Annotated in this window: 26 protein-coding genes; 15 read left to right on the top strand and 11 right to left on the bottom strand. The window is 53.0% G+C overall.

All coding sequences use genetic code 11. The annotated features are described in order from the left end of the window. Positions 1–24: 24 nt before the first annotated feature. The 5 genes from K0I63_RS13760 (at position 25) to K0I63_RS20045 (ending at position 5,661) form a co-directional block, all read left to right on the top strand. Positions 25–1,257, top strand: coding sequence for an ABC transporter permease (locus K0I63_RS13760; RefSeq protein ID WP_220081401.1), 1,233 nt, complete (start codon positions 25–27; stop codon positions 1,255–1,257). Further along, the gene (locus K0I63_RS13755) at positions 1,241–2,509 is read left to right on the top strand and encodes an ABC transporter permease (protein WP_258406871.1); all 1,269 of its coding nucleotides are present in this window, start codon (positions 1,241–1,243) and stop codon (positions 2,507–2,509) included. The genes K0I63_RS13760 and K0I63_RS13755 overlap by 17 nt, the downstream gene beginning before the upstream one ends. Positions 2,510–2,530: 21 nt before the next feature. Next, positions 2,531–3,214 carry an ABC transporter ATP-binding protein gene (locus K0I63_RS13750; RefSeq protein ID WP_220081400.1) on the top strand — a complete coding sequence of 228 codons (684 nt, stop codon included), beginning with the start codon at positions 2,531–2,533 and terminating at the stop codon, positions 3,212–3,214. A 43-nt stretch (positions 3,215–3,257) separates the two neighbouring features. Continuing rightward, the gene (locus tag K0I63_RS13745) at positions 3,258–4,553 is read left to right on the top strand and encodes a hypothetical protein (RefSeq protein ID WP_220081399.1); all 1,296 of its coding nucleotides are present in this window, start codon (positions 3,258–3,260) and stop codon (positions 4,551–4,553) included. A gap of 196 nt (positions 4,554–4,749) precedes the next feature. Then, a complete protein-coding gene (locus tag K0I63_RS20045) occupies positions 4,750–5,661 on the top strand; it encodes a 4'-phosphopantetheinyl transferase family protein (protein ID WP_286670306.1) in 912 nt (303 codons plus the stop codon). Between the two features lie 201 nt (positions 5,662–5,862). Here K0I63_RS20045 and K0I63_RS13735 read toward each other — a convergent pair whose 3' ends face one another. Both K0I63_RS13735 and queF read right to left on the bottom strand, forming a co-directional pair. Beyond that, positions 5,863–7,056 (bottom strand): alginate export family protein, encoded by a 1,194-nt coding sequence (locus K0I63_RS13735; RefSeq protein WP_220081398.1) that lies wholly within the window; start codon positions 7,054–7,056, stop codon positions 5,863–5,865. A gap of 322 nt (positions 7,057–7,378) precedes the next feature. Next, positions 7,379–8,236: an NADPH-dependent 7-cyano-7-deazaguanine reductase QueF gene (gene queF / locus K0I63_RS13730; RefSeq protein ID WP_190272390.1), complete on the bottom strand. Its 858-nt coding sequence runs from the start codon at positions 8,234–8,236 to the stop codon at positions 7,379–7,381. Between the two features lie 60 nt (positions 8,237–8,296). Between queF and syd the strand changes: the two genes are divergently transcribed. Then, positions 8,297–8,959, top strand: a complete 663-nt coding sequence (gene syd / locus K0I63_RS13725; protein WP_220081397.1) for a SecY-interacting protein — start codon at positions 8,297–8,299, stop codon at positions 8,957–8,959. 54 nt (positions 8,960–9,013) lie between these two features. Here syd and K0I63_RS13720 read toward each other — a convergent pair whose 3' ends face one another. Next, on the bottom strand, positions 9,014–9,787 hold the full coding sequence (locus K0I63_RS13720; protein WP_220081396.1) for a Zn-ribbon-containing protein: 774 nt from the start codon (positions 9,785–9,787) through the stop codon (positions 9,014–9,016). Then, positions 9,787–10,122 (bottom strand): hypothetical protein, encoded by a 336-nt coding sequence (locus K0I63_RS13715; protein WP_220081395.1) that lies wholly within the window; start codon positions 10,120–10,122, stop codon positions 9,787–9,789. Before K0I63_RS13715 ends, K0I63_RS13720 begins: the two co-directional genes overlap by 1 nt. 148 nt (positions 10,123–10,270) lie before the next feature. Here K0I63_RS13715 and K0I63_RS13710 point away from each other — a divergent pair, with 148 nt between their 5' ends. After that, positions 10,271–10,642, top strand: coding sequence for a DUF3192 domain-containing protein (locus K0I63_RS13710; protein ID WP_144200280.1), 372 nt, complete (start codon positions 10,271–10,273; stop codon positions 10,640–10,642). Between the two features lie 149 nt (positions 10,643–10,791). Here the strand turns inward: K0I63_RS13710 and K0I63_RS13705 are convergent, their stop codons facing one another. After that, positions 10,792–11,022 carry a DUF2789 domain-containing protein gene (locus K0I63_RS13705; RefSeq protein ID WP_011866446.1) on the bottom strand — a complete coding sequence of 77 codons (231 nt, stop codon included), beginning with the start codon at positions 11,020–11,022 and terminating at the stop codon, positions 10,792–10,794. A gap of 140 nt (positions 11,023–11,162) precedes the next feature. Here K0I63_RS13705 and K0I63_RS13700 point away from each other — a divergent pair, with 140 nt between their 5' ends. Continuing rightward, positions 11,163–11,813 (top strand): GNAT family N-acetyltransferase, encoded by a 651-nt coding sequence (locus K0I63_RS13700; RefSeq protein WP_011866445.1) that lies wholly within the window; start codon positions 11,163–11,165, stop codon positions 11,811–11,813. Further along, the gene (locus tag K0I63_RS13695; RefSeq protein WP_220081394.1) at positions 11,806–12,105 is read left to right on the top strand and encodes an Mpo1-like protein; all 300 of its coding nucleotides are present in this window, start codon (positions 11,806–11,808) and stop codon (positions 12,103–12,105) included. The genes K0I63_RS13700 and K0I63_RS13695 overlap by 8 nt, the downstream gene beginning before the upstream one ends. Before the next feature lie 2,090 nt (positions 12,106–14,195). Here the strand turns inward: K0I63_RS13695 and K0I63_RS13690 are convergent. Next, positions 14,196–14,585, bottom strand: coding sequence for a DUF3301 domain-containing protein (locus K0I63_RS13690; RefSeq protein WP_220071911.1), 390 nt, complete (start codon positions 14,583–14,585; stop codon positions 14,196–14,198). Beyond that, positions 14,582–15,595, bottom strand: coding sequence for a DUF3549 family protein (locus K0I63_RS13685; RefSeq protein WP_220081393.1), 1,014 nt, complete (start codon positions 15,593–15,595; stop codon positions 14,582–14,584). The genes K0I63_RS13690 and K0I63_RS13685 overlap by 4 nt, the downstream gene beginning before the upstream one ends. Positions 15,596–15,778: 183 nt before the next feature. On the opposite strand from K0I63_RS13685, the gene K0I63_RS13680 reads away from it, so the two are divergent. The 5 genes from K0I63_RS13680 (at position 15,779) to purU (ending at position 20,058) form a co-directional block, all read left to right on the top strand. Then, entirely contained in the window at positions 15,779–16,096 is a 318-nt protein-coding gene (locus tag K0I63_RS13680; RefSeq protein WP_220078745.1) for a YqcC family protein, read from the top strand. A 10-nt stretch (positions 16,097–16,106) separates the two neighbouring features. Further along, positions 16,107–16,928, top strand: coding sequence for a tRNA pseudouridine(65) synthase TruC (gene truC, locus K0I63_RS13675; protein ID WP_220083451.1), 822 nt, complete (start codon positions 16,107–16,109; stop codon positions 16,926–16,928). Positions 16,929–17,302: 374 nt separating this feature from the next. Beyond that, the gene (locus tag K0I63_RS13670) at positions 17,303–17,767 is read left to right on the top strand and encodes a flavodoxin (RefSeq protein WP_011866439.1); all 465 of its coding nucleotides are present in this window, start codon (positions 17,303–17,305) and stop codon (positions 17,765–17,767) included. After that, positions 17,719–19,191, top strand: a complete 1,473-nt coding sequence (locus K0I63_RS13665) for a PTS transporter subunit EIIC (protein ID WP_220071908.1) — start codon at positions 17,719–17,721, stop codon at positions 19,189–19,191. The genes K0I63_RS13670 and K0I63_RS13665 overlap by 49 nt, the downstream gene beginning before the upstream one ends. A 33-nt stretch (positions 19,192–19,224) precedes the next feature. Beyond that, positions 19,225–20,058, top strand: a complete 834-nt coding sequence (gene purU / locus K0I63_RS13660; protein ID WP_220081392.1) for a formyltetrahydrofolate deformylase — start codon at positions 19,225–19,227, stop codon at positions 20,056–20,058. Between the two features lie 108 nt (positions 20,059–20,166). Here the strand turns inward: purU and K0I63_RS13655 are convergent, their stop codons facing one another. The 4 genes from K0I63_RS13655 to map all read right to left on the bottom strand — a co-directional run bounded on the left by K0I63_RS13655 (position 20,167) and on the right by map (position 25,079). After that, the gene (locus tag K0I63_RS13655; RefSeq protein ID WP_011866436.1) at positions 20,167–20,511 is read right to left on the bottom strand and encodes a DUF3718 domain-containing protein; all 345 of its coding nucleotides are present in this window, start codon (positions 20,509–20,511) and stop codon (positions 20,167–20,169) included. Positions 20,512–20,721: 210 nt separating this feature from the next. Next, a complete protein-coding gene (gene dapD / locus K0I63_RS13650) occupies positions 20,722–21,546 on the bottom strand; it encodes a 2,3,4,5-tetrahydropyridine-2,6-dicarboxylate N-succinyltransferase (RefSeq protein WP_220081391.1) in 825 nt (274 codons plus the stop codon). Positions 21,547–21,581: 35 nt separating this feature from the next. Further along, positions 21,582–24,155, bottom strand: a complete 2,574-nt coding sequence (glnD, locus tag K0I63_RS13645) for a bifunctional uridylyltransferase/uridylyl-removing protein GlnD (RefSeq protein ID WP_220078742.1) — start codon at positions 24,153–24,155, stop codon at positions 21,582–21,584. An 81-nt stretch (positions 24,156–24,236) separates the two neighbouring features. Further along, a complete protein-coding gene (map, locus tag K0I63_RS13640) occupies positions 24,237–25,079 on the bottom strand; it encodes a type I methionyl aminopeptidase (RefSeq protein ID WP_223294717.1) in 843 nt (280 codons plus the stop codon). 234 nt (positions 25,080–25,313) lie between these two features. Here map and rpsB point away from each other — a divergent pair, with 234 nt between their 5' ends. Then, positions 25,314–26,042 (top strand): 30S ribosomal protein S2, encoded by a 729-nt coding sequence (rpsB, locus tag K0I63_RS13635; RefSeq protein WP_011866432.1) that lies wholly within the window; start codon positions 25,314–25,316, stop codon positions 26,040–26,042. Positions 26,043–26,122 lie beyond the last annotated feature (80 nt).

The raw sequence follows: 26,122 nt of genomic DNA, 5'->3' as shown, positions 1-26,122 counted from the left end.
TAGATACAAGAATAGAGGTGAGGCATGTTGATTAAGCTGGCGTGGCGCAATCTCTGGCGGCAGAAGCGGCGCACCCTGCTGACCGCCTTCGCCCTGGCGCTGGCGCTGTTTCTCTCCCTCTTTATGCGCAGCATGCAGGAGGGCAGTTACGAGCACAATATCGACAACAGTGCCCGCTTCTCTACCGGCCTGATCCAGCTGCAATCTCCCGAGTATGCCACCACAGAGAGCATCGAAGATCTACTGCCCGGCGATGATGATTTTATCGCCCCGGCTAAGGCCTTGCCCCACATCAGCTACGCCCTGCCCAGAATCGAATCTTTCCTGTTGGCCTCCAGCGAGGAGCGTTCCAAAGGCGTGCTGGTGTACGGCGTGCGGCCACAGCTTGAGAGCGACTATTCAGCCATAGATGACAAGCTGGTGGCCGGTCGTTACTTAACCCCAGGAGCCCAGCAGGTGCTGCTGGGACAAGGATTGGCGGAGTATCTGAAACTAGGTGTCGGCGATGAGCTGGTGCTCTATGGTCAGGGCTACCATGGTCAGACGGCGGCCGGAGTCTATCCTATCGCCGGCATACTGCATTTCCCCCTGGCGCAGCTGGATAATCAGTTGGTCTATATGCCCCTGAGCGCGGCCCAAGGCTTGTTTTCAACCGGTGAACAGGTGACCTCCTGGGTACTGCATAGCGACAACTTAGATGAGGTGGCGCCTCTGACCGAGAGACTTTCTGCGCTTTATGGTGACAGGGTCAAGGTGCGGGACTGGCAGTCGCTGGCCCCTGAGATGGCGCAGCAGATAGCCCTGGACCGGGCCGGCGGCCTGTTTATGATCTGCCTGCTTTATCTCATCGTCGGCTTCGCCCTGTTTGCCACCATCTTGATGATGACGCTGGAGCGCAGGCGGGAGTTTGGCGTCATGCTGGCGACCGGCATGGCGCGCCTGACCTTGCTGCGCCTGGTGATGATCGAATCCTTGTTGATCGCCGCATTGGGCACGGCTTTGGGCCTTGGAGTCAGCAGCGTGGTGATAGGTTATTTCTATTATCATCCCATCTCTCTGACTGGCGAGACCGCCAAGATGATGCTCGAGATGGGCTGGGAGCCAGTGATGCCCATGAAGGTATCGCTGGCGCTGGTGCGCAATCAGGTGTTCATTATCCTCAGCTTGATGGCGCTGTGCCTCTGCTATCCCCTGTGGCGCACCCAGCATCTGGTGGTGGTTGCGGCTCTCAAAGGAGGCGATGATGACCAAGGATAATTCTGGCTGGCATCCGCCCATGTTGGCCCTTTTGGCCTGGCGCAATCTGTGGCGTAACCGGCTGCGCACCAGCATCATGGTGTGCGCCATGGTGTTTGGCCTGGTGGGCGTTGTGGTGATGTTAGGTTTCATGACGGGCATGTACGCCAACATGATAGATAACGCCGTCGCCTGGCAGACCAGCCACCTGCAGGTGCATAACAAGGACTATCTGCTCGACCCGGATATCAATAGCCGGATACGCGCGCCCGAGCCTGTGCTGACAAAGCTTAGTCAGATCCCTGAGGTGCAAGGTGTTTCGGCGCGCTTTGTGGTACAGGGGATGCTGGCCTCGCCCCGGGCGAGTCGCGGCATTCGCATCAATGGCGTTGACCCCGCCGCCGAGGCTAGGGTGACGCCCATCGCCGACAATATCACCCAGGGTGGCTGGCTCGAGGCCGGTGGACGGCATCCCATAGTGATCTCTGAGAAGACGGCGAGCCGCCTTAAGTTGAGGCTGGGCTCCAAGGTGGTGCTCACCTTCAGCAACGCCGATAAGGCGGTTAGCGGCGCGGCGTTTCGGGTGGCGGGTCTCTATCGCTCCCCCTCCAGCACCTTCGATGAGGCCAACGCCTATGTGCGCCGCGCCGATCTGACCGCCTTGGCGGGGCTGGATGGTGTGCATGAGATCGCCATTCGCCTGACGAAGAGCGACAGTCTGGATAATAGCCGCGCCAAGGCGCTTGCCAGGAGGTTGTCGAGCGTGCTGGCGCCCCAGGACAGGGTGCGCGACTGGCAACAGATCCAGCCGATGCTGGCTACCATTATCGCTCAGATGGATACCAGCAATGCGGTGATCTTGCTGATCTTCATCTCGGCGCTGGGATTGGGGATTGCCAACATCATGTTGATGGCGGTGTTTGAGCGTACGCGGGAGTTTGGCGTGCTGATGGCCATCGGCATGGTGAAGCGCAAAATACTGGGGCTGATCCTGCTGGAGTCTCTGCTGCTTGGGCTGACGGGGGCGCTACTTGGCCTCATGCTGAGCGTTTTGGTGATAGCGCTGCTGGCAAACACAGGCATCCCCCTTGGTAACATGGCCGATGGACTCGGCGCCTTCGGCGTATCGACCACCCTCTATCCCCAGGTCACCCTCGGCCAGTATCTCTCGACCTTGGCGATGGTGGTGATTGTAAGCCTGCTGGCGGCCCTCTATCCGGCGCGGCAGATAGTCAAGCAGCGTCCGGTAGACGCCATGTCGCAGAAGCATTAGGCCAAAGGAGTCAGATATTTAATGACCATAGCGATTCAAGCATTAACTAAGATCTATAACCCCGAGAGTGACTTTCCGGTGGCGGCGGTAAAGTCTCTGGACCTCACCATAGCTCAGGGCGAGTTTGTCGCCATCATGGGCCCCTCGGGTTCGGGCAAGACCACGCTGCTGAACATGATAGGTGGCATCGACAGTCCGAGTAGCGGCGCCGTGTTTATCGACGGTGAGGATATCACCCACCTGAGCGAGCAGGCGCTAATCGCCTTTCGCCGCGACCATGTGGGCTTTATCTTTCAAGACTATAGCCTGCTGCCGGTGCTGACGGCGCTGGAAAATGTCGAGTTTGTCATGCAGCTGCAAGGCCACAGCGAGGCCGAGTGTCGCGAGCGGGCCATGGCGCTGCTCGCCCAGGTGGGGCTGACAGGTCAGCAGGATAAGATCCCCGCCAAGTTGTCGGGCGGGCAACAGCAGAGGGTAGCGGTTGCAAGGGCTCTGGCCCCCAGGCCGAGGTTTGTGATGGCTGATGAACCCACCGCCAACCTGGATGCCAAGAGCACCGCCGAGCTGCTGGATATCATGCAGTCGCTCAATGAGCAGGAGGGCACTACTTTTATCTTTTCGACCCATGATCCCAGGGTGATCGCCAGGGCCAAGCGGGTGATCGTATTTGAGGATGGTCGCTTGGTTGAGGATCGTCGCCAATGAATCGGGCGGCTGAGTGCTTATGCTAAAGCTAGGGTTAAGGCCAATGCTGGCTGCCAGCCTCTGCCTTTGGGCGGCTGTGTTGAGTCTTGGTGCCTTGTCAAGTCGTGGCTCACAGGCGGCGCCCATTCCTGGCGTTACGCCAGAGCAGCCCTGGCAGGTAAAGGGCTATGTGAGTTATCTCGGCTCTGTCGTTGACCCAGCCGAGGGCGAGCAGCTTTGGGACAGCCTGCTGCATAATCGTATCGACGCCGAGTATCGCTGGCAGTCGCTCAGGGTGAATGTCGGCCTGCGCAATCGCCTCATGGTGGGGGACAGCGGCAGGCTGCCGGGCTATGGCGAGCTGCTGGCCTGGGATCCCGGCTACTGGGATCTGTCGGCCAACTGGCTAGATAGCGACGGCTGGATCGGCAACAGCCAGTTAGATCGCGCTTATTTAAGTTGGCAGTTTGCTGACAACTGGGAGCTGGTCGCCGGGCGCTTTAGGGTTAACTGGGCCATGAGTACGCTTTGGAATCCCAATGATATCTTCAATGCCTACTCTATCTATGATGTCGACTATGCCGAGCGCCGCGGGGTCGATGCCCTAAAGCTTAGCCGCCAGTTGGGCTACGCCAGCCAGCTGGAGTTTGTCTATAGCCAGGAGGCGGATAGCGCAATAAATGATGTATCGATTGGCCGCAAGAATCGTCAGTACGCCGGGCGCTATCTTGGGCATAACTTTTTTGGCTATGACTTCGGCGATGACTTGGGCTGGGATTGGCAGCTGATACTCGGCAAGACCCGTGACGACAGGGTGTTTGGTGGCGGATTTGCCGGCGATATTTGGGGCGCGGGGCTGCGTGGCGAGCTGACCCATTTCGATCCTATAAATACGTCATACGTGGCGCCTGTCGATGCCGAGCCTAGGACTACGCAGTCGCTCGCAAGCGCGACACAGGTACTTGAGGCCAGTACTGTAGCGACCCTGGAGATGGATTACAGCTTCGCCAGTGATGCCAACTGGCGCGTGCTCGGCGCCGCCCTTTATATCTCTTCGCCCCTGAGTGTCGACAGTGCCTTGCTCTACCTGAATCTGCCGCTCTCAGCCCGTACCTTGAGCTTCACCACCTGGACCTATTATCTGGATCTGGGTTTTGATCTGACGCCGCTCAGTCGTCTCAGTGCCAACGCCAGCTACTATGATGATGACTCCTTTTTTGTCGGCTTAACCTACCAGTATTCGCTGGCGGATGACTGGCAACTTAGCCTGATCGCGCAGCGCTTCGACGGTTCGAGCGCCAGCCTGTTCGGCCAGTCGGCTTCCACCTTGGGCTACCTGCAGCTTAAGTGGAGCTTTTAGTTGGTTTGTCTAATCCTATGCTTAAGGCCTTGCTTGAACGACTGCTTTTGAACGATTCCTTTTGAACGGCGCCGCTTGAAAGGCTCAGCTTTAAAGGCATGTGTGGTACTCCAAAGCCTGAGATGCTAGGCTTGGGCCTCTTATCTTTTTTCCTCCTCTGCTGGACATTAAGCGCAGGAAATTAATCGAGTTGAACATGGCCGCTGGCGACGCTATCCCACTACATCTTTATCTGTGCCCCTTGAACCTGCCGGGACTTAGCAGCGAGCTGCAAGCGCATATGCTCGATACCTTACCTATGGATGAGCAGCAGAAAGTTGCCCGCTATCGAATGGCGCCGGCGAGGGAGAAGGGGCTCCTGGTCAGGAGCTATCTGCGCGCGCTGCTGTCAAAAGCTCATACCCAGTTAAACCAAAGTTCGTTAAACCAAAGCCCGTTAAACCAAAGCCAATTAAATGCCGACATAGATGGCGCTATCGCCCCAGGTGAGTGGCGCTTCGATTACCTGGATAAGGGTAAGCCCATTCTCAGCAAAGCTTTTTTTGTGCGCAGCCAGCTGGTGTTTAACCTGAGCCACAGTGGCGACTATATGTTGCTGGCTATCGCTAAATCGCCGCGGCTGGAACTCGGGGTCGATATCGAGCGGCTGAGGCAGAACACCAACATTCATGCCATCCTGAATCATTACTTTACCCGCCAGGAGCGAGAGGCCCTGCTGGCGCTGCCGAGCGCGCGTCAGCGAGAGCGCTTCTTCGATCTTTGGGCGTTGAAGGAGTCCTACATCAAGGCCAAGGGGCTTGGGCTGGCACTCTCGCTCAAATCTTTCTTTTTCGAGTTGAGTGAGACAGAGCATCAGGCGCTAAATTTTAAGGGGCTAGATACCAGACAAGCCAGGCTCGAGCAGGCGGCGCGCCTGTTTATCGTCAAAGAAGATTCTCAGCAAACGGATTTAGGCAATGACCCACAACAGGCGCAACCGGCTGCGGGCTGGCAGAGTATGCTGTGGCAATTGGATGATGAGTATCGCTTCGCGCTGAGCCTATCATCGACAGATCCGCTAGATTTACGCTGTGAGATGGTGAGTGCACAGGCCTTGTTGTCTAAGTGAAAAGCCTTACCCGAGCTACAGATTTCACTCAATACAGATTTCATCCAATAAAGATTTCAATTTAGCCCAAAAGCTAACAGGATATTTACCGCTAAAAAAAGCGGGAAGACCAAGGCGTGTCACCTATGGTTTTCCCGCAAAAGCTGTTGTTACTCAGGGAGTATTGGCGCCTATCGCCCGTCTCGGGCGATAGGAAAAGGCTTAGTAGTTTGCCTGGAAGGTCAACCAGAGTTTGTCTGTGTCGTTAGAGAAGGCATATCCAGCATCGGCGCCGCTGAAGCTGGCGTATTTCACTCCTAGGCTGTAGTGTTTGGCGAAAGGATAGGTGGCTGAGACGCCCCATTCCTTACCCATGTCCACATCACCGTAGTCTGAATCAAACTTGTGGTACTTGGCCAACAGTTTCAAGCCTGCAACCTTTGCGGTCACTATCAGGTGTGTATCTACGATACCGTTTTCCCAGTTACCCTTGCCGCCGAAGAGGAACTTATCTGTCCAGCCGTTAAAGGCGTGTAGTGTGGCCAGTGGCGTGATAAAGCCCGCCTTGCCATCGTCAGAACCCAACACCTCGTAGCCCACTTTCGCGCCGAAGGCATCGAAGTTTACGCCGGCCCCCAGCTTATAGTAAGGCGCAGAGTAGCTGACAGGGTTGTCGCCGCCTTCAGACTGCTGGGCGTACTCCGCCTCGTAGTTGAACTTGAGTTTTTCCAGCTTGATATCGCCAGTGGCGCGCAGACCATAGGTATCTGTGGAGAAGGCGGCCACATTGACGTTGTCGATAAGATAGGCGTAACCGCTGAGCTTAACGAAGTCTAACCCTTTGTAGTTAACGTTAACCAGGTGGGTCTTGTTCTTGTGCTCATCCTTGCCAGAACCTTCCGGGAAGATACGATTAACGTTATTCACATAGGCGTAGTAAGCCGTCAGCCCTTCTACTGCTGTGTTCTTCACCGAGAAGGCATCATAGGTTTGTTCATTTTGACGGAAGCCAACACCACCGACGAAACGTTGGTTGTCGAGCAGGATGCGCTGACGACCGTATTGGGCTAAGGTATTGGCCGGGCCACGGTAACCGATAAAGGCCTGATTGATTTGTGTATATTCATAGTCGGCAATCAGTGGCTCATCGTCGGTAGAGCGCACGTCGTCCACTTCAGCCAGGGCAAATAGCTTGTAGATGTCGCCGGTTTGATAAGTCAGGCGGGTACGCAGCGTGGTTTGATTTTGCTGGTCGACATCGGCCAGGTCCACATCTTCATAGCGTAGGCGGAACTGCACTTTGACTTGAGAATCGTCGATAAAGGCTTTCTTGAGGGGATCGACGCTCTCTGTCGCAAGGGCAGAAGAGGCGGACAAGCTGGCAAGCACGGCGAGGCTGAGGGCGTGAAGTTTCATTAATTGTGATCCTTTTGTTTGGTCATTGCTCAGGAGCTGTTATAGGGCTGCAAAAGGATCGGTTTGTTGATCTAAAACAATGTTGCACAGTGATTGATTTTTTGTGTCAATAATTGTGATAAAGATCATGAGGTTATACTAAATTAGAGGTATCTCTAAAGTGGTATTTTTAAGGTGTGCTAAATAATATTTTTTGCATGCATTGAAGTGAGATGAAGTGAGATGAGGTGGCACGTGAGGTGAGTGTAGCGCTTTTATTACTTCATCGGGGCTCTATAACAAAAAGCCCGCTTAGTGCGGGCTTATTTACTCATTCAACAGATCACTGGCGTGCCAGTCGATGGTTTTCGGGTGGATTTTCGAAGTCGCTGCGATAGGGGTTGATGTCTAAGCCGCCGCGGCGGGTGTAGCGGGCGTAGACGGTCAGCTTGGCGCAGTGACACAGGCGCTTGAGGTCGACGAAGATACGCTCGACACACTGCTCATGAAACTCATTGTGTTGCCTGAAGGAGATCAGGTAGCGCAGCAATTTTTCGCGATCTATCTTAGGGCCCTGGTAACGGATCATCACGCTGCCCCAGTCGGGCTGAGAGGTGATCAGGCAGTTAGACTTCAACAGGTTAGAGGTGAGTGTCTCGGCCACCACGCTCTTGTCATCCGTACTATCGATAAGATAATCGCTAGAGAATTCATAGCTGTCGATCTCGATATCCAGATCGTCGATGCAGGTGCCAGGCAGTTCCACGACGCGCTGATGGGCGAATTGCTTTGGCTCGATGATCTTGACCACTACCTCACCGCCGGCGCAGGCCGACAGATCTTTAGCCAGGGTCTGCTGAACCTGCTCGATGGAGTCGAAACGGGTCTGGTTGAAGCTGTTGAGATAGAGCTTGAAAGACTTGGACTCGATCAGATTGTCGCTGTTGAAGTCGAGGATAAACTCGGCGATGGCCACCATGGGCTTGCCTTTGGCGTTTAACCAGGAGAGTTCATAGCCGGTCCAGATGTCGGCGCCATGGAAGGGCAGGGTATCACCTAAGGCGATGGCATCCCGATTGAGCTGGCGTGGTACGCCTTGTAGCAGGGAGGCATCGTATTGGGCTTGATAGCCGGTCGATTTACCTAAGGTCAGTTTGGACAACGCGGGGGCGTCGCGATAAGGGTCATGAACCTGTGTCATCAATCGTTTTTCCATGTCAAAATAGGCGCACATTATACTTAAAATTCGGGTAACTGCTAAGTGTCTTCTTTGCCTGCACTGGATCAATTTTTTACGCTTTATCATCAAGCCTATAGCGATAAACTGGGGGAATCGCCCCGTTATTACCCGCTCGGGGAGACCTCTCCCTGCGTGCTGGAGTGTGATCAGGAGAAGGTCGATGCATCGCCCGAGCGTTCGGTGCAGTGGCAGGCGGTAAAACGCGACAGCCAGGGACAGTTCGATAACATAGAGCATGCCCTCTCAATCACACTGCATCCAAGCATACAGGCCTTCTACGGGCGTTACTTTGCGGCGCCGTTGATGTTTGACTCAGACTTTGGTGAGGGTGAGTTGTTGCAGCCCTGGAACCAACAAGATTTCGAATATCTGCAGCAAAACCTAATCGGCCATCTGATGATGAAGCAGAAGCTGAAACAGCCTGCGACCTGGTTTATCGGTGTGCTTGGGGAGGGGGATGAGATGTTGGTGGTGGAGAACGAGACCGGCAGCGTCTGGATAGAGATCCCCGGCGAGCAGCCCCATAGGCAATTGGCCGCTAGTTTGGAGGATTTTATCGCCTCTCTTCGCCCGCGAGTCTGCCCGCCACAAAAGCCGGTCGAAGCGCCTATGCCCGAGACGGATCATCCCGGGATTTGGCAGCGACTCAAGACCATGTGGCGGCACCTACGCTCAAGCAGATAGTCGGCGTGTTAAAAGATAATTAGCTCGCGAGAATCGAGTGAGCGCGAACCGCCATTAGAGGTGATCCCAGGAGATGTTGGAGACGATGCGGCAGTTGTCGCACCTGAAGTGGAAAAGATCCAGCAAAGGGGTTTCCAATAGCCAGTGGGTGTTGCCGCAGCGTGGACAGGGCCTTTGCTGCTCGGCGGCCAGGCTCTCGCCGCCCACGCGGTAGAGATAGTAGTAGGTGGGGATCTTGGTGAGGTATTCGATGCGTCCACGCAGATCCCAGCCTCGGCGAAACAGGTCGCTGTAACACTGGCTCAATTCATCTAAGGCGGCGAACTCCGCCTTGGTGGCCGCCGCCATCTGCAGCTCATCGCAGGCCTGCCATTCGGTTTGCCACTTGATCACCCGTTTGTGATCGCCGTTGAAGGTTGCAGGGATCTGATACAGGGGAATGGGTTGCAGGGTATCGCCGTTTCGTAGCGGCGAGCACATGTGTACATAGCTGGTGTAGAGCAGTTGCCAGCTGGGGGTCTCTGTGCTGCTGACTTCAGAGTTGATATCCTGGCCGATATATTTTTCCCTTGGATGCAGCAGCTTAGCCTGGGTGAGCTCCTCGAGCGCGTAATTGGCCCAGGGGCTGTTGAATCGTTTGGCCAGGCTGCTCTTTTCTGGCAGCAGCAGGCGCACCCTGAACTCCCCTTCATTGAAGGCCACGGCAAATTCACGGCCTAGTACCTGGCCATTGGCCCGGTAGGCTTCCAACAGACCATTAATCGCGCGTTCGGCGGCCGTGATAGTGGTGTTGTCAAAACACTCGAATCTGAGTTCCACCACGTGCATCAGCGGGGGTCCTTGTTGCTTAATTTGGCTTCGAGTTCGCTGATACGCTCAACCAAGGCCTGTTGATTGGCTGTGAGCCTGGCAACCTGCTCGGCGAGCTGGGCCAGCGTCGGCGTAGCGTCGTCGCTTTGGACATTTGCTGCTGGCGCGCTTGTGGTTACCACTATCGCCGCCTGCTCATCGGCTGACATAGATTTAAAGCGTTGTAATCCTTGAACCAGGATAGGCATGGGCAGCGAGTTGCCAAGGCTAGCCTTGATCAATGCCAGGCTGGGAGGCTTACCCGCCAGACTCAATTTACGTGCGGCGACCAGCACCTGTTCGAGTGGACTCATGATTGGTGAAATTCCTTACTTTTTAGCCTGACAGACATATTCTTGATCCTTGGGTTTACTTCAAGATTTTGAAAATTATAGATATATCTGTTTGGCATAAGCTTTGCTTTACCTGAATCCAGTTATAATAGATAAACAGGACGTGAAAGTGAAAACAAAATTAATAACAGCATTGGTCTTCGGCGCTACCAGTTTAGTGCTATCTGGGTGTGTATTGAATGTGGGTGAAGGCGACAAGGGCTGGAGCACGGGCAATTCTTGGGAGCGCGTGCAGGAGCAGAATCGTGTGAACCTGTCTAAGTTGTCCTTGGGGATGACGCGCGATCAGGTGATGACACTTATGGGCACCGCCGATTTTAACGAGGCCTATACCAAGCAAGATAAGACGATCAACGTGCTCTACTATCGTACCCAGCGTACACGCGAAGATGGCACCACCACCAAGGATGAATGTACGCCTATCGTGATCACAGATAATCGCGTCGTGGGCTGGGGTGAGAAGGCCTACCACAACATGTAATGGGATAATCTTTAGTAAAAAGGCAAGCCAGTTCGGCTTGCCTTTTCTGTATAAGCCATCCACTAGTGAGACTTTTCGAAGCCTAACTTTTAAGCCTATTCTTTAGTCCCTGATACCCGAGTCATAAGAGGATGTTTAAGCCTCGCTATCTAAGTGCGAAGCTGAGCGTCGAGATGGTCGATCACCTCTGTCCACATGGCATCTTCTGCTAAGGCTTCGGCTAAAAAATGCCTCTGGGCCTGGGTCCAAAAGGGGGCCTCGGCGATATGGATCTCCGCGGCGATGGAATGCTGCTTGATGAAAGCCTCAACGGCATCGGGTTCACTCGGCAGGCCGAGTTGGTCAAATAGGGTGGCTAGATCCGGTTGTGTGATGTCCATCTTATCCCTCGCTTGTTGGTGATGAGGTGCTTCTATTTAGTATGCGATAAATTGATAAAGTTTCGAATCGATTAAAGTTTGCACTTTTTTACAAGCTTGTTACATTGGACCATGTTGATCTGGATCAAGGAATAACAGCAATGATGACAACAGCTACCCCACCTGTTAACGAAACCTATAAAGCTGTCTATTTAACCGCCGAAGACCTACGCGTCGCCGCCTCGATTCTCTATAACGCCTACCATGATGACCCCTTCTTTATTGCTGCCCTGCATAAGGGAGACAAGGCGCAATATGAGCAGAAGCTACGCGGTGCCATTCGTGAGGAGTTGCACACCCTGTGGCAAGAGGAGCAGGCATTGATCGGCCTGTTTGAGGAGGAACGCCTGATTGGCTTAGCCTGTATCGTGACCCAGCAGGTGCCATTGGGGGAGGCTAGATACTGGCATTGGCGCCTCAAGATGTTGCTGAGCGCCGGTTGGCAGTCGACCCAGGCGCTGATGAAGAAAGAATCTTCGATTTTAGAGCATCTACCCAGCACTCAATGCGGCATATTGCAGTTCATTGCAGTCACACCGATCGAGCAGCATAAGGGGTTAGGTAGACGTTTGATCCAGGCGGTGATGAGCTGGTGTGACGAGCAACCAGAGCTCGAAGGGGTTGGGGTTTACGTGACCCAGGATGATCATGCCCACCTGTTTTCCTCCATGGATTTTGCGCCCATCGAACGTCTGGTCATAGGCGGCGTGCCGGGCGAGCTGCTTTTCTATCGAAGCCCTGAGATTGAGTAAGCGCTACGCCAGCTTCAAAGACTTCTATCCCTTCTACCTGTCGCAACATAGGGATCCCAGATGCCGCGCCTTGCACTATGTGGGTAGCCTGTCAGTAATCGCGCTCCTGGTGGTGGCCATACTGCTAGCCAAGTATTGGCTACTCTGGTTGCTGCCTGTTCTGGGTTATGGCGCGGCCTGGATAGGGCATTTCGTGTTTGAGCGAAACCGGCCCGCAACCTTCGAGTACCCCTTATACAGCTTCTTTGCCGACTGGGTTATGTTGGCTCAGTGGCTAACCGGCCGTCGATAAAGGCCAGTCGCGAATAATTTGGATATTGAGCGCCTGGACATTATGAGACTGGGCATTAAGGCTGAATATTTAGCGTCTGGTCATTAATAGCAAGGTCATTAATGGCCAGGTCACTAATGGTAGGTTAATGTGGGCCTAGTCGATAATCATCTGATTAGTCCTTAGCTAAAATTTCCCTCTAACTAAGTCTTCATCTAATAGCTTCTCAGCTATTAAGCCTTCATCTAATAGCTTCTCAGCTATTAAGCCTTCATCTAATAGCGCTCGTTTAGCTAATAACAGACTCGTCAATCATTAGCCTTTTAGCATCGGCTAGGAAGTGGCTTATTGAGCCTTTGACCCACGAACATTGAACGAGCCGGTGAATATGATTGTACTAGCGCAGCGGTGAATAAACTTAGTTGAGGATGAGGCGACTCACAATTTGCTAGGTCGCTTGTGAGAGATCGCTTACAAACATGTGAGTCTTTCTCCTGAAATCACCCCTGTTTTCGCCTGCGGATATTTGAATCTCATTAATGTTCAATAAGTTAACTGTATATTTGTCTGTGTCTAAAATTTAAGCGATTCACAATTGTTTCTGATGGCGTACATTCTGGCGCAGCGGTAAGTATACTGAACTCAAGTTAAGGAGCTTACTTAAGCAATACGGACGGCGAAGGAAAGCCAAGGATAGCAAGATTGTCGAGGAAGCGAGAATCTTAACATCATGGATGAGAGCAGGATGCTTTAGGACGATAGGCGATAGGGATTATCGCGAAATGGACTTCAGCAAAATGGACTATTGCTAAAAGGATTGCCACTCAAGGGATTGTGAGTGTAACCAAGGATGTTTATCAAGGAATTGCTTACCAGGGAACAGGTAAGAGTAAGCATAAAAGGATAATGGCAGGATGCGTTGGAGCCCATAGGATGTGGGAGCGTGGTTGAATGAGTCGACCACCCAGGGAAGAATAAGACAGGATGTCTCAGGAATTGGAGATGGCAGGACGCCGATGTGATCAGGATGATGCAGGGAGCACGGCGATAGCAGGATGGCTAACACAAGAGTATAGAAAGGCGCACTATAAAGTGCGCCTTTTCTTTTTCTGCTCGATTTTTTAGCCCCTCTTTTTAGCTAGGAAATCCAGAGAGCTGGGGGCATTGAGTAAAAGGTTTTGCTGGAGTTGGCCTTAGCTCACAGAAAGTGCCCGCCGCCATGTGAGACATCTCTTACATTGATGTGCGAGATAAAGCTGATAACATGCTGTCTATATCTGTATCTGTACTCATTTTTCATTAAATTCATACGCTTACTGCTAAATTGTAAGATGGCAATAATGTGACTTCTTAAGCAGAATTTTTTCCATCCCTATTATTGGGTGACAGGGACGCTAGAATTAACAGTGTTCAAGGATGAATGCGCAAGGAAGGGTCAGGATGACCTACACATCATCAGGATGATGATGGCAAGGATGGTACATGGATGGCAACTCACGGAAGAGTCGACAACTAGGGAAGGCCAAACACTCACGGATGATGGATATCTGCCTAGGATGGTAGATGACAAGGAGTGTAGGAAAGGAATCCCAAGGAAGAGATTGGACATGCTTAGGGATTAAGCAAACTTGGTAAATGGATGACCAAGCTCAGGGACGGTACCTTAGTATGGAAGTGCTAAAAGGTACAAGGAATAGATGGACCAAGGAAGATGCAAGGAGCATAAATTCGCAAGGATGGAGCAGGGAGCACTATAATAGCTGGATTGCTTAGCGAAAAAGATAGAAGGCGCGACTCTTAATTGAGCCGCGCTTTTTCTTTATCTGGGTTTTAGAACAGGAACTCTGTTGGTAATAGCAGGCGCCTGGATTTATACCAATCACAGTAAGTAAGTGATCAGAAATAGCGCGGGAAAAACGTTCGAGAATAAGGCAGCATTTTTTGATAAGTAGTTATTCTACAATCAAAAATGATAACACCGTTATTGGACGTTTTAACAAGCTAGCATGATCAGTTATTTACTACGATTGGTATTATGCATGGCCGCCAGCTGACCATTAATGTTAGTAAGCATTGGAATGCGAGGCAGCCGTCGATGCGTGCTTGATGCCTTACTTGCAGCCGCCTGAGTTGCAACCGCCGCGACTGCCACAGCTGCCGCCGACCGAACCTCGTGCCTCTGGGGCTTGCAACCATTCGGGTTCGGGAAAGATAGGCCACTGAATCTTCTCTATCTTCTTACCATGCATCCAGATATGGGCGCGATACTGATTGATACCGTCGGTGCTGAACTCCATCAAGAACTTGGCTTTCCAGGTCAGTCCGCTAGTGCCCCCCACGCTGGGCCGAGCCGATTCCATGGCGATAGCCAGGAGCTGCACTCGCTGTTTCTTGCATTCACTGCTGGCAAATACCCGGCTCAGCTCCGCCATCTGGCGTAATTGCCAGAAGAAGGCGGCAATGATCACCAGCGCGGCGATCATTAAAAAATCTGTCATCATGCTTTGGTCACCCTAAAGAGTCCACCTATGGCATTGGCGAGGGTTTGGCTACGCTCGCTGTCTCTTAATGCCATCAATAGTTGAGTTCGTATCGCTGGAATTGCCACAATATCAGCAAAGATCTGGTTAAAGAAGCCCTGGGGTTGTTTTGCTAAGGCCTCGAGATAGATCTTGCGAGTCTGATCGTCTTTTAACGCAGTCCAATTTCGGCCCGCAATGGTGATCAAGGCGTTGTCATCCAGCGCATCTTGCTCATCCAGATACTGTATCGCTTGCTGTGCAAGGGCTGGCGCCGAGGCTAGGGCGCGCAGATAGTAGAGTCGCTGTTCGGGACTAGCCTGATAAAACGCGCTTAACAGCCGCTCGGCTAAAGGCGCCTCGAGTGTGATGTGCTCCAGCTGTTGGCACAGGGCTATCTTGACTTCGTCTGCGCTGTGTTCAAAGGCGTTAAGCAGCTGCTCATTGTGGTCGAGCGCCGCGGCGCGCACGCAGATATCCGCTAATCCCTGTAACCCCACATCTTGCCAACGCTCAGGTGAAACTTGCCCCGATAGGTATTGATAGGCAAATTCATATTGCGCCGAGGCGGGTAGGCCCAGCTGTTTACGTACCAAGGCGTTGAACAGCGCAAGTTTCTCCGCACTCGGTTTAAAGGCGAAAGGATGGTTGGCGAGCTTGTCTTGCTGATCTTGTGAGAGTGCCTGGGTGGGATCGCTGCCCAGCGCCTCTATCACCATACGAATAAACTGGGTTCTCGGCGCAGGTGAGAGTAGGCCTCGTTCATCCAAGGGGAGCTTAAGGAACCAGATGAAGTGTTGGTTGGAGTCGTCCCAGAAGACGATGGCAAATTGGGCATGGCCTTGGATAGGCGAGGGATAAGGGGCCTGGAGCGCCTCAATCTGGGAGAAGGCCATCATGTCAATATGCTGTACCCGGCGGCCGAGATCATAGACTTGGAATTGGGTGTTAGCCGTGCTGAGAAATTGAGTAAGAGTGGTAATTTCAGTCATTAGAATGCCGTTTTACTTACAGGGAACAGATTAAATGGCGCTTATTATAGGGAGAAGTCCGCTGAGATGGTACAATTTCGGCCGAAATAGCTCGCAGGCTAAAGCTCTTGTACTGACTCATGTGCTGACTCGGGTTCATGTAAAGGCTTAGGCGCCACGGCGATCATTATCATTGAGGTGAGTGTGTCTCTCTATACCGAAAAACAGCTGGGGCTTATCGAAGCCGAATTGAAACGACTGCATTTGTGGCAAGACCAGCCGCCTTCTGCCGAGGCGATGGCGGACCCGACGCCCTTTGCCTGCGAGTCGATGACATTTGAGCAGTGGTTGCAGTTTATCTTTCTGCCCAAGATGGGCGAGATCATCGCGGTCAATGGCGCGCTGCCCAGTCAGATTGCCTTGGCTCCCATGGCCGAGCATGTGTGGCAAGGTAGGGCCGAGATGCGAGTATTAATCACCATTATTAATCAATTAGATGAGCATTTGAGTGGATCTAACTAACCCTGAAACCATGGAAAACCTTAATGAGCGGCTAGCTGGCGACGATGACAGCCTTGTCGTCGAAGCGGCACCGACAATCGAGATCCTCTATGAAGATGACGATCTTGTCGCCATCCACAAACCCGCTGGTCTGCTGGTGCATCGCAGCTACCTTGCGCGGCGGGAAAAATATTTCGCCATGCAGATGACGCGGGATCTGGTGGGCTGCCATGTGTTTCCCGTCCATCGTCTCGACAGACCGACCTCGGGTGTGCTGCTGTTTGCCAAGAGCAGTGAGATGGCGAATCAGTTGTGTGAGCAGTTCGCCAGCAAGTCGGTGCAAAAGCATTATGTTGCCCTAGTCAGGGGGAACATGCACGAGCCTGGGCTGCTGGACTACCCTTTGAAGCAGGAGCTTGACGAGCTGGGTGATAAGAATGTCGACCCTAACAAGGCGGCGCAGGAGGCGCAGACCAGTTATCACCCCTTGCTCAATTGTGAGATCCCTTATCCTTCTGGCCGCTATGCCAGCAGTCGCTATGCCTTGGTTCAGCTAACTCCCCATACAGGGCGCAAGCATCAGCTGCGTCGGCATATGGCCCATCTGCGTCATCCCATCATTGGTGATACCACCCATGGTGACGGCAAGCAGAACCGTTTCATGCGCGAGCATAGTGGCGTCAATCGTTTATGGCTGATTGCCAAGAAACTCGAGTTCAATCATCCACGAAGCGGCGAGCGAATCGCGGTGGAGACAGAGCTAGAGGCCGAGTGGCTGTCGCTGTTTGAGCTGCTCGGCTGGGATGACCAGCAGCTGAGTGGTGAAGAAGCGCTACTTATCTGTGAGGCTTAACGGCTAAAGGTGAGCGCCTAGAGAAGTTTATTCCGCCTAACCCCTAAGGCCCGTGACTCGATACTTGAAGTTCGTGCCTTAGGGTTACTTGACCAGCGCACAGGCCGATTTTATCACTGTTAGGGGCGATAGCTTCTCTTCGGGGAGGTCAATTTCTGATGGGGGATGCGGGTTGAGCGAGAGGGACTGAACGGTTCTGAAATAACACATGCGCCTGATGTGCGCGCTGCGGTGAACATGCTTTAGATGTTTCTGTCGGCTCGAGTGTCGCATCGAATTGATCCTTGAAACTCAATAACCTAGTGTAGCTATCAAGCTTTCAATAAAGTATGTTTAGAGTATAAGTAATTAATGCGCTAAGGGCTAAGTAAAACATGAGAAAAGTGAATCTGGTATATGGAACTGTCTATGGCAATGCACAGTTTGTTGCCGAGACCCTGCAAGAAGAGCTATTGGCCAAAGATATCCAGGTCACTCTGATGACGCCTGAGACCCTCAACGGCTTCGTTCCGCCCGAGGATGAGTTGCTGCTGGTGGTTACCTCCACTACGGGGCAGGGCGATCTGCCCGATGATATTAGCCCCTGGTTTGAGACCCTCAGAGGCGAGGCGCCTTACCTGCCAAAACTGGAATATGGTGTCGTGGCGCTGGGGGACTCGAGCTATGAGACCTTCTGTTTCGCCGGTATACGTTTCGATGAGTTGTTAACTGAACTTGGCGGCACGCGCATAGGTGAACTGCTTAAGATAGATGCCTGTGAGACGATGGAGCCGGAAGTAGAAGCAAAAGCATGGTTAACCCAATGGACCCAACTCATCAACGACCACGCGGCCGACTGAGCCGGATCAGTCGTCAATGGTTTAAGTTTGCTCAGCGGCTGAGCCAGGCCCTGCTGCTGCCTATCGCCATCTTGCCCGCGGCGGGGGTGATGATTGGCCTGGCGACCAACCCCATTCCTTTTATTTCGGCGGATCTCGCCACACTCATGTGGACCGTGGGCAACCTGGTTTTCTCCATGATGCCCATGCTGTTTGCGGTCACTATTGCCATAGGCTTCTGCCGAGATCAGGGGATAGCCGCCTTCAGTGCGGTTTTCGGCTATGGAGTCTTCTTCTCTAGCCTGTCGGCGCTGGCGAAGATCTATCATTTGCCGACCGAGATGATCTTGGGGCAGGCCACCATAGACACAGGCATTGCCGGTGGCATGATGGTAGGCGCCTTTACCTGTCTTGCGGTCAAGCACAGCGAGCGTATACGCCTGCCGGCGGTGTTTTCCTTCTTCGAGGGACGCCGCTCGGCGCCGCTGTTAATGCTGCCGATGGCCATCTTGCTGGCCTACCTGTTTCTGCTACTGTGGCCCTTGTTGTCTAGTTGGATCGAGCAGATCTCAAACTGGGCCGTCTATCAGGAACCCGCCTCAGCCTTTGCCGTATATGGCATGGTGGAGCGCTTGCTGATCCCACTTGGGTTACATCATATCTGGAATGCCCCTTTCTACCTGGAAATGGGGCAGTATTTCAATGGCGATGAGTGGGTCAGAGGCGAAGTGGCCCGCTATCTGGCTGGCGACCCACAGGCAGGTAATCTGGCCGGTGGTTATCTAATAAAGATGTGGGGCCTGCCCGCAGCCGCGCTGGCCATTTGGCGCTGTGCCGATAAACACGAGCGCAACCGAGTCGCCGGGATCATGCTGTCGGCGGCCACCGCCTGTTGGCTGACCGGGGTCACCGAGCCCATCGAATTTGCCTTCATGTTTGTCGCCCCGCTGCTGTTTATTCTGCATGCCTTGATGACGGGGATTGCCTATGCGGTGACGATTTCGCTGGATATCCACCATAGCGTAGTGTTTTCCCATGGCTTAGTCGATTTCAGTCTATTGCTGGGACAGTCCAGAAATGTAGAATGGTTTTTGATCCTCGGCCCCCTCACGGCGGTTATCTATTATCTGGTGTTTCGCGGCGCCATCTTGGCGTTTAACCTCAAGACCCCGGGACGCATGGAGGCGGGCAGCGGTCAGCGGGCCGGGCTGATCTCCATGATCACCGCGTTGGGCGGACAAGATAATATCAATGAGTTAACCGCCTGCCTGACGCGACTGCGTATCAGCGTGAAACATGCCGAGCTGGTGGATAAGGCCCAGCTCAACAAGCTCGGCGCCAAGGGCGTGGTATTGGTTGGCAACGGGGTTCAGTTGGTTTATGGCACGAAAGCGGAGAGTATCAGGCGCTTATTGCAGCGCTATCTAGATAGGCACAAATCGTGAAATTGAAAGGTTAGACATTTAGAGGTAGAGAAGATGCAACAGAGAGTTTTAATCACAGATTGTGCCGACGCACCAGGACTTATCACTAAGATCACGGGTGTCTGTTATGCCCACGGGCTCAATATCGTTAAGAACAGTGAATTTGTCGACAATGCTCAGGGGCGATTCTTCATGCGCACCGAGTTGGAGGGGGTGTTCGACGAGGCAAAGTTCCTGGCCGATATCGATGAGGTACTGCCTGAGCAGCGTCATCGTAAGCTGGTGGTCAAGGGCAAGAAGCGCGTGGTGGTGATGGTGACCAAGGAGGCCCATTGCCTCGGGGATATCCTGATGAAGGCCTATTATGGTGGCCTGGATGTGGAGATCGCCGCTATCGTCGGTAATTACGACACGCTCAAGCCGCTAGCCGATAAGTTTGAGGTGCCTTTCTATTGTGTCTCTCATGAGGGTAAGACGCGCCATGAGCATGAGCAGGCGATGTTAGCCGTGATTGCGCAACATGACCCTGACTACCTGGTGCTGGCGAAGTTTATGCGGGTGCTGACCCCAGAGTTTGTCGAGCAATATCCCAACCGTATCATCAATATTCATCACTCGTTTTTGCCAGCCTTCATCGGCGCCTCGCCCTATCGTCAGGCGTGGGAGCGTGGGGTGAAGATCATCGGTGCCACGGCCCACTTTGTAAACAACTGCTTGGATGAAGGGCCGATTATTAAACAGGATGTGATCCCTGTGGATCACAGTTACAGCGCCGAGGAGCTGGCCAAGTGTGGCCGGGATGTGGAGAAGAGCGTACTGAGTAAAGCGTTGCAATTGGTGTTGCAGGAAGAGGTGATCGTCTACGGTAACAAGACTGTGGTCTTCTAGTCTGTAGTGCCGAGCAAATCTATAATTTATAGTTAATAAAAAAGAGCCTGTAGGCTCTTTTTTATTGGTTTTTAGCAGCTGGTCAGCTTATTGCCAAAGCTTATTACCTTAGAAGTTAACGGCTAAAATCTCTTCGTCACCATAGTTCATGGCGAGATCTTTAATGGTCACAGTACCTAAGCTGTAGCGTTCAATCTTAGCGGCAGTGCGATCGGCGCCGTTGCTCAAAGCAAATTGATGGAAGCTCTGGTCATTGCAGACAAGGCGAGGGAAGACGCGCTGTTTGTTGATGCGATACTCTTTCATTGTACCGTTAAATTCAATAATGCTGTTGCTTGCGCCGGCTTTGCATACGGCAACTAAGGTTTTTTCCATCTGAGGCGACATGGCGGCTTGAGAAGAAAAAGCCAGTGGGGCTAATGCGATGGCGGCAATCGTTAGTAACTTTCTCATTTTGTGCTCCTAGCATATTTCCGTTGGGATCGACTATGAGTAAAGCCCTTTATTTGGCGAAAAGCTGTTAGCTATTTGTCGCGAAATGTATCGGTATGTGAGGAGTGGATCAGGCTATGTCTGGGAGTAACAGAATATGTCTGGATATCCCTTTAGGGGTAAAAAAGCCAGGTGAATACCTGGCTTTTTAAGGTTAGGGTGCGATAGGAATTAATCGACGATGCGTAGCAACTCGTTGATACCTACCTTACCGCGAGTCTTGGCATCGACCTTTTTCACTATGATGGCGGCATACAAGTTATATTTGCCACACTGAGAGGGCAGGGTGCCTGATACGACAACCGAACCCGCTGGCACACGGCCATAGTGGATCTCGCCGGTTTCACGGTCATAGATGCGGGTGCTCTGGCCTATGTATACCCCCATAGAGATAACACTGCCTTCTTCGACCAATACGCCTTCGACGATCTCCGAGCGCGCTCCGATGAAACAGTTGTCTTCGATGATGGTAGGGCCTGCCTGTAGCGGCTCCAACACGCCGCCGATGCCGACACCGCCTGAGAGGTGCACGTTCTTACCAATCTGGGCGCAAGAACCTACGGTCGCCCAGGTATCAACCATGGTGCCTTCATCGACATAGGCGCCGAGGTTAACGTAAGACGGCATGAGCACGGTGTTCTTGCCGATAAAAGAGCCTTTACGCACCGCGGCAGGCGGTACTACGCGGATCGCTTCCTGCTTGAAACGTGCCTCGTCATAGTCGGCAAATTTCATCGGTACTTTGTCAAAGAACTTGGTTTCAGCGCCGTCGATCACCTGGTTGTCGAAGATGCGGAAAGAGAGTAATACGGCTTTCTTTAGCCACTGGTGTACATGCCATTGGCCGTCGATCTTCTCGGCGACGCGCGCTTCACCTGTGTCTAGCATGGCGATGGCTTTCTCAACGTCGGCGCGAACACTCGGCTCGACCGTGGTAGGGGTGATTTCTGCGCGAGCTTCAAAAGCTGCTTCTATACGTTGGCGTAAAGCCTCCATTAACGTCTCCCAATTATCATAAATTTGTCTGTTGATTAAACTTGGTTTTGCGTATCGAGCGCCTTGACCAGTGCTTCACTGAGCGCCTCTTGTTGTGTCTCGTTCAGTTGCTGCCCATCTTGTGTCTGCAACATAAAGAAATCTTCGGCGCGCTCGCCTATGGTGGTGATCTTCGCCGCTAACAGGGTGATCTCACAACGATAGAAGATGTCACCCACCTTGGCCAATAATCCTGGGCTGTCCAGGGCGATCAGCTCCATCATGCTGGTGCCTTGTTTGCGCGCCGGAAGGAAGCTTACCTGGGTCGGTACCCTGAAAGGTTTCATCTTACGCGGCAGCTTCTTAAATTTCGGCAATTTCGCCGTGTCATTGCTTAAGGCTTTCACCAGTGCCTTCTTGATCCCCTGGATGCGGGAGATCTGCGACACCGGGCTGCCATCTTGCTCTAAAATGACAAAAGAATCCAGTGCGTAGCCATCTTTTGAGGTCATGATGCTGGCGTCATGGACATTGATATTCTTGTTATCCAGTACGGCCATCACTGTGGCAAACAGCTTAGGCTTATCCTGACTGTAGACAAACAGCTCGGTGCCGCCGCGGGTGGTGTGCTTGGAGATCAACACCAAGGCCTCATCGTGCTTGTGTTTGAGTATCGCCTCGGCGTGCCAGGCCACCTGATTGGGCTGATGACGCAGGAAATAGTCGGCCTTGAATCGCTGCCACAGGGTATCAAGACTCTTCTCCTTGATCCCGCGGCGCAGTAGCTCCTTCTTCGCCTTGCCCTGATGCTCGCGCACGCGGGCGCGAATATCCACCGGCTTCTCCTTGCCCCGGGCAAGCACCCTTTGGGTGGAGAAGTAGAGATCCCGCAGCAGCGAGCCCTTCCAGTTGTTCCAGGTCTTCTCGTTGGTGGCGCAGATATCGGCGACCGTGAGGCAGTAGAGGTAGCTAAGATGCACGGCGTCGCGCACCCTGTCGGCAAACTCGGCCACCACATCGGGATCCGAGATATCCCGGCGCTGGGCGGTGACCGACATCACCAGGTGGTTTTCCACTAACCAGCTCACCAGGCGACCATCATGCTTGTTGAGGCCGTGCAGATCGCAAAACTCTTGGGCATCCACAGCGCCGAGTTTACTGTGATCGCCGCCGCGTCCCTTGCCGATATCGTGGAAGATGGCCGCAAGCACCAGCAGCCCCTTCTTCGGCAGCTGATTGATCAGTATGGAGCCTAAGGGGAACTCATCCTTTTGCTCCGTCTGTGAGAATCTGTCGATGTTGAGCAGCAGTCTGTGAGTATGCTCGTCGACCGTGTAGGCGTGGAAGAGGTCGAACTGCATCTGCCCCTCGATGTTGCGCCAAGCTGGCAGGTAGGCCGACAGTATGCCGTGACGGTGCATCAAGGAGAGAGAGGCTATGCCCCTTGGGTGACGTAAGATCTCCAGGAACACCTTGCGGCAATCCTCGTTGTCCATCAGCGGTGTCTGCTGGGCGCGGCGGGCGCGTCTTAGGCTGCGCAGGGTGGGAGCGTAGATCCCCTTGATGTTAGAGTTGCGCGCCGTGTGCAGGAAGAGGCGCATGATCTCTACCGGGTCATGGAACAGATCTGCCTGCAGGGATTCGATAAAACTGCCGCGGCGCTGGTAATCCTCGTCTATGGGCTGGATCTCCAGCTCCTTGGTGTGGCCCAGGGTGGCGCGCTTGAAGAGTTGCAGCAGCATCTGATTGAGCTCCATCACTCGGCGCACGGTGCGATAGTAGCGCTTCATCATCTGCTCGACCGCAAGTTGGGTCTCGTCCTTGTAGCCGAGCAGCTCCGCCACCTGACGCTGCAGGTCGAACAGCAGGCGGTTCTCGTCGCGCCCCGAGATCAGGTGTAGGGCAAAGCGCAGCTGCCAGAGATAGCCCTGACACTCCAGCAGCTCCTCGAGTTCATCCTGCTCCAGAAAGCCGTGGGCGACCAGCTCCTCGGCGCAGCTGGCGTCGAAGTAGCGCATCGCTACCCAGGTGATGGTCTGAATGTCTCTCAGGCCGCCCGGGCAGGATTTGAGGTTGGGCTCGAGATCGAAGGCGCTGGCCTTGGCATGGCGCGCCACCTGCTCATCGCGCTTGGCGACAAAGAAGTCGCTGGCGGGCCAGAAATCGCCCTCACGCACCTTGTCATACAGAGTATTAAACATCGCCTGGGGGCCGCAGAGTAATCTGGCTTCCAGCAGGTTGGTGGCGATGGTGATGTCGGCCTTGCCCTGAGCTATGGTCTCATCAATTGTTCTGACGCTGTGACCCACCTCGAGGCCCGCATCCCAGAGGAAGGCGATAAACTGGCTGAGTTTAGCTTCGTCGCTGGATTCGAGCGAACCTTGGATAAGAAACAGCAGATCCACATCGGATTGGGGATGCAGCTCCCCCCGACCATAGCCGCCGACGGCGATTAGCGCCACAGGCGTGGTATCGAGCTGATGGGCTTGCCACTGGGCAATAAGGAGTTCATCGACGAAACGGCAGCGTTGGCTGACCAGGGCGGTTACAGATTCGCCGGCGCTGAAACGTTCTAGGAGTTCTTGATTTTGTTGTTTTAGGGCGTTCTTAGCTGTTAGCGCAGTGTTCATTGCAGTTCTTAACCTCAGAGCGAGCATAGCAGGCCGGATGGCCTGCTATGGGAGTAAACCACAATTTAGCTGCGTGTGCGATTAGTGGTTGATGATGCGGGGGAAGTTTTCTTCTTCGCGCAGGGTAAGGACCTCTACACCCGTTGGGGTGATCAGCAAAGTGTGTTCCCACTGAGCCGAGTTTTTACCGTCAGAGGTGGTGACCGTCCAGTTGTCGTCTTTGTCCAGTACGCTGGTGTGACGACCTGCGTTGATCATCGGCTCTATGGTGAAACACATGCCAGGACGCAGTACTGTCTTGTCATTGTTCTTATAGTGCATTACCTGTGGTTCCTCGTGGAAGCCGGCGCCGATGCCGTGGCCACAGTAGTCGGTGACGATACTGTATTTTTCCAGGCCGGTTTTCTTGCTCTTGATATATTTCTCTATGATGGTGCCGATCTCGCCCAGTTTCATGCCTGGACGCACCTTCTTGATCGCCTCATACAGGCTCTCCTGAGCCACGCGGCATAGGCGCTTATCTTTGGCGCTGACGTCCCCGATAAGGAACATCTTAGAGGTGTCGCCATGGTAGCCATCTTTGATCACTGTGATGTCAATATTGATGATGTCGCCATCTTTCAGGGCGCGATCACTTGGGATGCCGTGGCAGATCACTTCGTTGATGGAAGTACAGATAGATTTAGGAAAGCCATGGTAATCCAGCGGGGCCGAAATTGCGCCTTGTTCTTCGGTATATTTCGCACAGATATCATTGAGTTCGTTTGTGGTTACCCCGGCCTTAACATGGGGGGCAATCATCTCTAATACCTCGGCGGCCAGCTTGCCTGCCGCGCGCATTTTTTCGATCTCTTCGGCTGTTTTTATCACTATACTCATTAAGCTTTCTCTGTTGTGTCGGTAGTCGAATTTGGGGCGCCTCAAGGCGCTAAAAATTTGTGTTGGCGCCGATATTATGGTATAAAGCGCGCCGTTATGTTTGACTCTTGTCGATGAGGTTCATTGTGACCCCATCTTTGAGCGAATGTGGCGGCCATTATACATGGCTATGACTAAATACTAAATCACACACGTATCGACACGTTCTTCGGGGTGCCTATTTAGGTCGGAGATATGGGATGCGTGGAGGTCTAACCCCCAATTTTTTAAGGTAAAAAAATGACTACAGTTTCAATGCGCGACATGCTTCAGGCCGGTGTTCACTTCGGTCACCAAACTCGTTACTGGAACCCTAAGATGAAGCCTTTCATCTTCGGCGCTCGTAACGGTGTACACATCATTAACCTAGAGCACACTGTGCCTATGTTCAATGAAGCACTAGCGTTCATCAGCAACGTAGCATCTAAGAAAGGTAAAGTACTTTTCGTTGGTACTAAGCGCGCTGCAAGCGAAGCGATCAAAGAAGCTGCTATTTCTTGTGATCAATACTACGTTGACAACCGTTGGTTGGGCGGCATGCTGACTAACTGGAAAACAGTTCGTCAATCAATCAAGCGTCTAAAAGATCTTGAAAGCCAGTCTGTAGACGGTACTTTCGACAAGCTGACCAAGAAAGAAGCGCTAATGCGTACTCGTGAGCTTGAGAAGCTAGAAAAGTCTCTTGGTGGTATCAAGAACATGGGCGGCCTACCTGACGTTATCTTCGTTATCGGTGCTGACCATGAGCATATCGCTATTAAAGAAGCTAACAACCTAGGTATCCCAGTTGTTGCTGTTGTTGATACTAACTCTTCTCCAGACGGCATCAACTACATCGTTCCTGGTAACGATGACGCTATGCGTGCAATTCGTCTGTATGCTGAGTCAGTAGCAGCGGCTGCTAAAGCAGGTCGTGGTCAAGACCTAGCGGTACAAGCTGAGCAAGACGGTTTCGTAGAAGCTGAATAATAAAGGCGGGATGAATTTCATCGCCCTTATTAACCAAGATAGATAATTGGTGAACAGGGGCCCTAAGGCCCCTGTTTTTT

The organism is Shewanella rhizosphaerae (assembly GCF_019457655.1).
Taxonomy (GTDB): Bacteria; Pseudomonadota; Gammaproteobacteria; order Enterobacterales; family Shewanellaceae; genus Shewanella; species Shewanella loihica.
Note: the sequence above shows the minus strand (reverse complement) of the source record. Positions and strands in the feature narration are given on the sequence as shown.

Coding starts and splice junctions, on each gene's coding strand:
- K0I63_RS13720 (WP_220081396.1), bottom strand. CDS start 9,787: ATGCACGTGGTGGAACTCAGATTCGAGTGTTTTGACAACACCACTATC.
- K0I63_RS13705 (WP_011866446.1), bottom strand. CDS start 11,022: ATGGACATCACACAACCGGATCTAGCCACCCTATTTGACCAACTCGGC.
- K0I63_RS13750 (WP_220081400.1), top strand. CDS start 2,531: ATGACCATAGCGATTCAAGCATTAACTAAGATCTATAACCCCGAGAGT.
- K0I63_RS13735 (WP_220081398.1), bottom strand. CDS start 7,056: ATGAAACTTCACGCCCTCAGCCTCGCCGTGCTTGCCAGCTTGTCCGCC.
- K0I63_RS13655 (WP_011866436.1), bottom strand. CDS start 20,511: ATGAGAAAGTTACTAACGATTGCCGCCATCGCATTAGCCCCACTGGCT.
- dapD (WP_220081391.1), bottom strand. CDS start 21,546: ATGGAGGCTTTACGCCAACGTATAGAAGCAGCTTTTGAAGCTCGCGCA.
- truC (WP_220083451.1), top strand. CDS start 16,107: ATGGAAAACCTTAATGAGCGGCTAGCTGGCGACGATGACAGCCTTGTC.
- K0I63_RS13745 (WP_220081399.1), top strand. CDS start 3,258: ATGCTGGCTGCCAGCCTCTGCCTTTGGGCGGCTGTGTTGAGTCTTGGT.
- K0I63_RS13665 (WP_220071908.1), top strand. CDS start 17,719: ATGGTTAACCCAATGGACCCAACTCATCAACGACCACGCGGCCGACTG.
- K0I63_RS13700 (WP_011866445.1), top strand. CDS start 11,163: ATGATGACAACAGCTACCCCACCTGTTAACGAAACCTATAAAGCTGTC.
- K0I63_RS13755 (WP_258406871.1), top strand. CDS start 1,241: ATGATGACCAAGGATAATTCTGGCTGGCATCCGCCCATGTTGGCCCTT.
- K0I63_RS13670 (WP_011866439.1), top strand. CDS start 17,303: ATGAGAAAAGTGAATCTGGTATATGGAACTGTCTATGGCAATGCACAG.
- K0I63_RS13760 (WP_220081401.1), top strand. CDS start 25: ATGTTGATTAAGCTGGCGTGGCGCAATCTCTGGCGGCAGAAGCGGCGC.
- rpsB (WP_011866432.1), top strand. CDS start 25,314: ATGACTACAGTTTCAATGCGCGACATGCTTCAGGCCGGTGTTCACTTC.
- K0I63_RS20045 (WP_286670306.1), top strand. CDS start 4,750: ATGGCCGCTGGCGACGCTATCCCACTACATCTTTATCTGTGCCCCTTG.
- purU (WP_220081392.1), top strand. CDS start 19,225: ATGCAACAGAGAGTTTTAATCACAGATTGTGCCGACGCACCAGGACTT.
- K0I63_RS13685 (WP_220081393.1), bottom strand. CDS start 15,595: ATGACTGAAATTACCACTCTTACTCAATTTCTCAGCACGGCTAACACC.
- K0I63_RS13690 (WP_220071911.1), bottom strand. CDS start 14,585: ATGATGACAGATTTTTTAATGATCGCCGCGCTGGTGATCATTGCCGCC.
- queF (WP_190272390.1), bottom strand. CDS start 8,236: ATGACACAGGTTCATGACCCTTATCGCGACGCCCCCGCGTTGTCCAAA.
- glnD (WP_220078742.1), bottom strand. CDS start 24,155: ATGAACACTGCGCTAACAGCTAAGAACGCCCTAAAACAACAAAATCAA.
- K0I63_RS13715 (WP_220081395.1), bottom strand. CDS start 10,122: ATGAGTCCACTCGAACAGGTGCTGGTCGCCGCACGTAAATTGAGTCTG.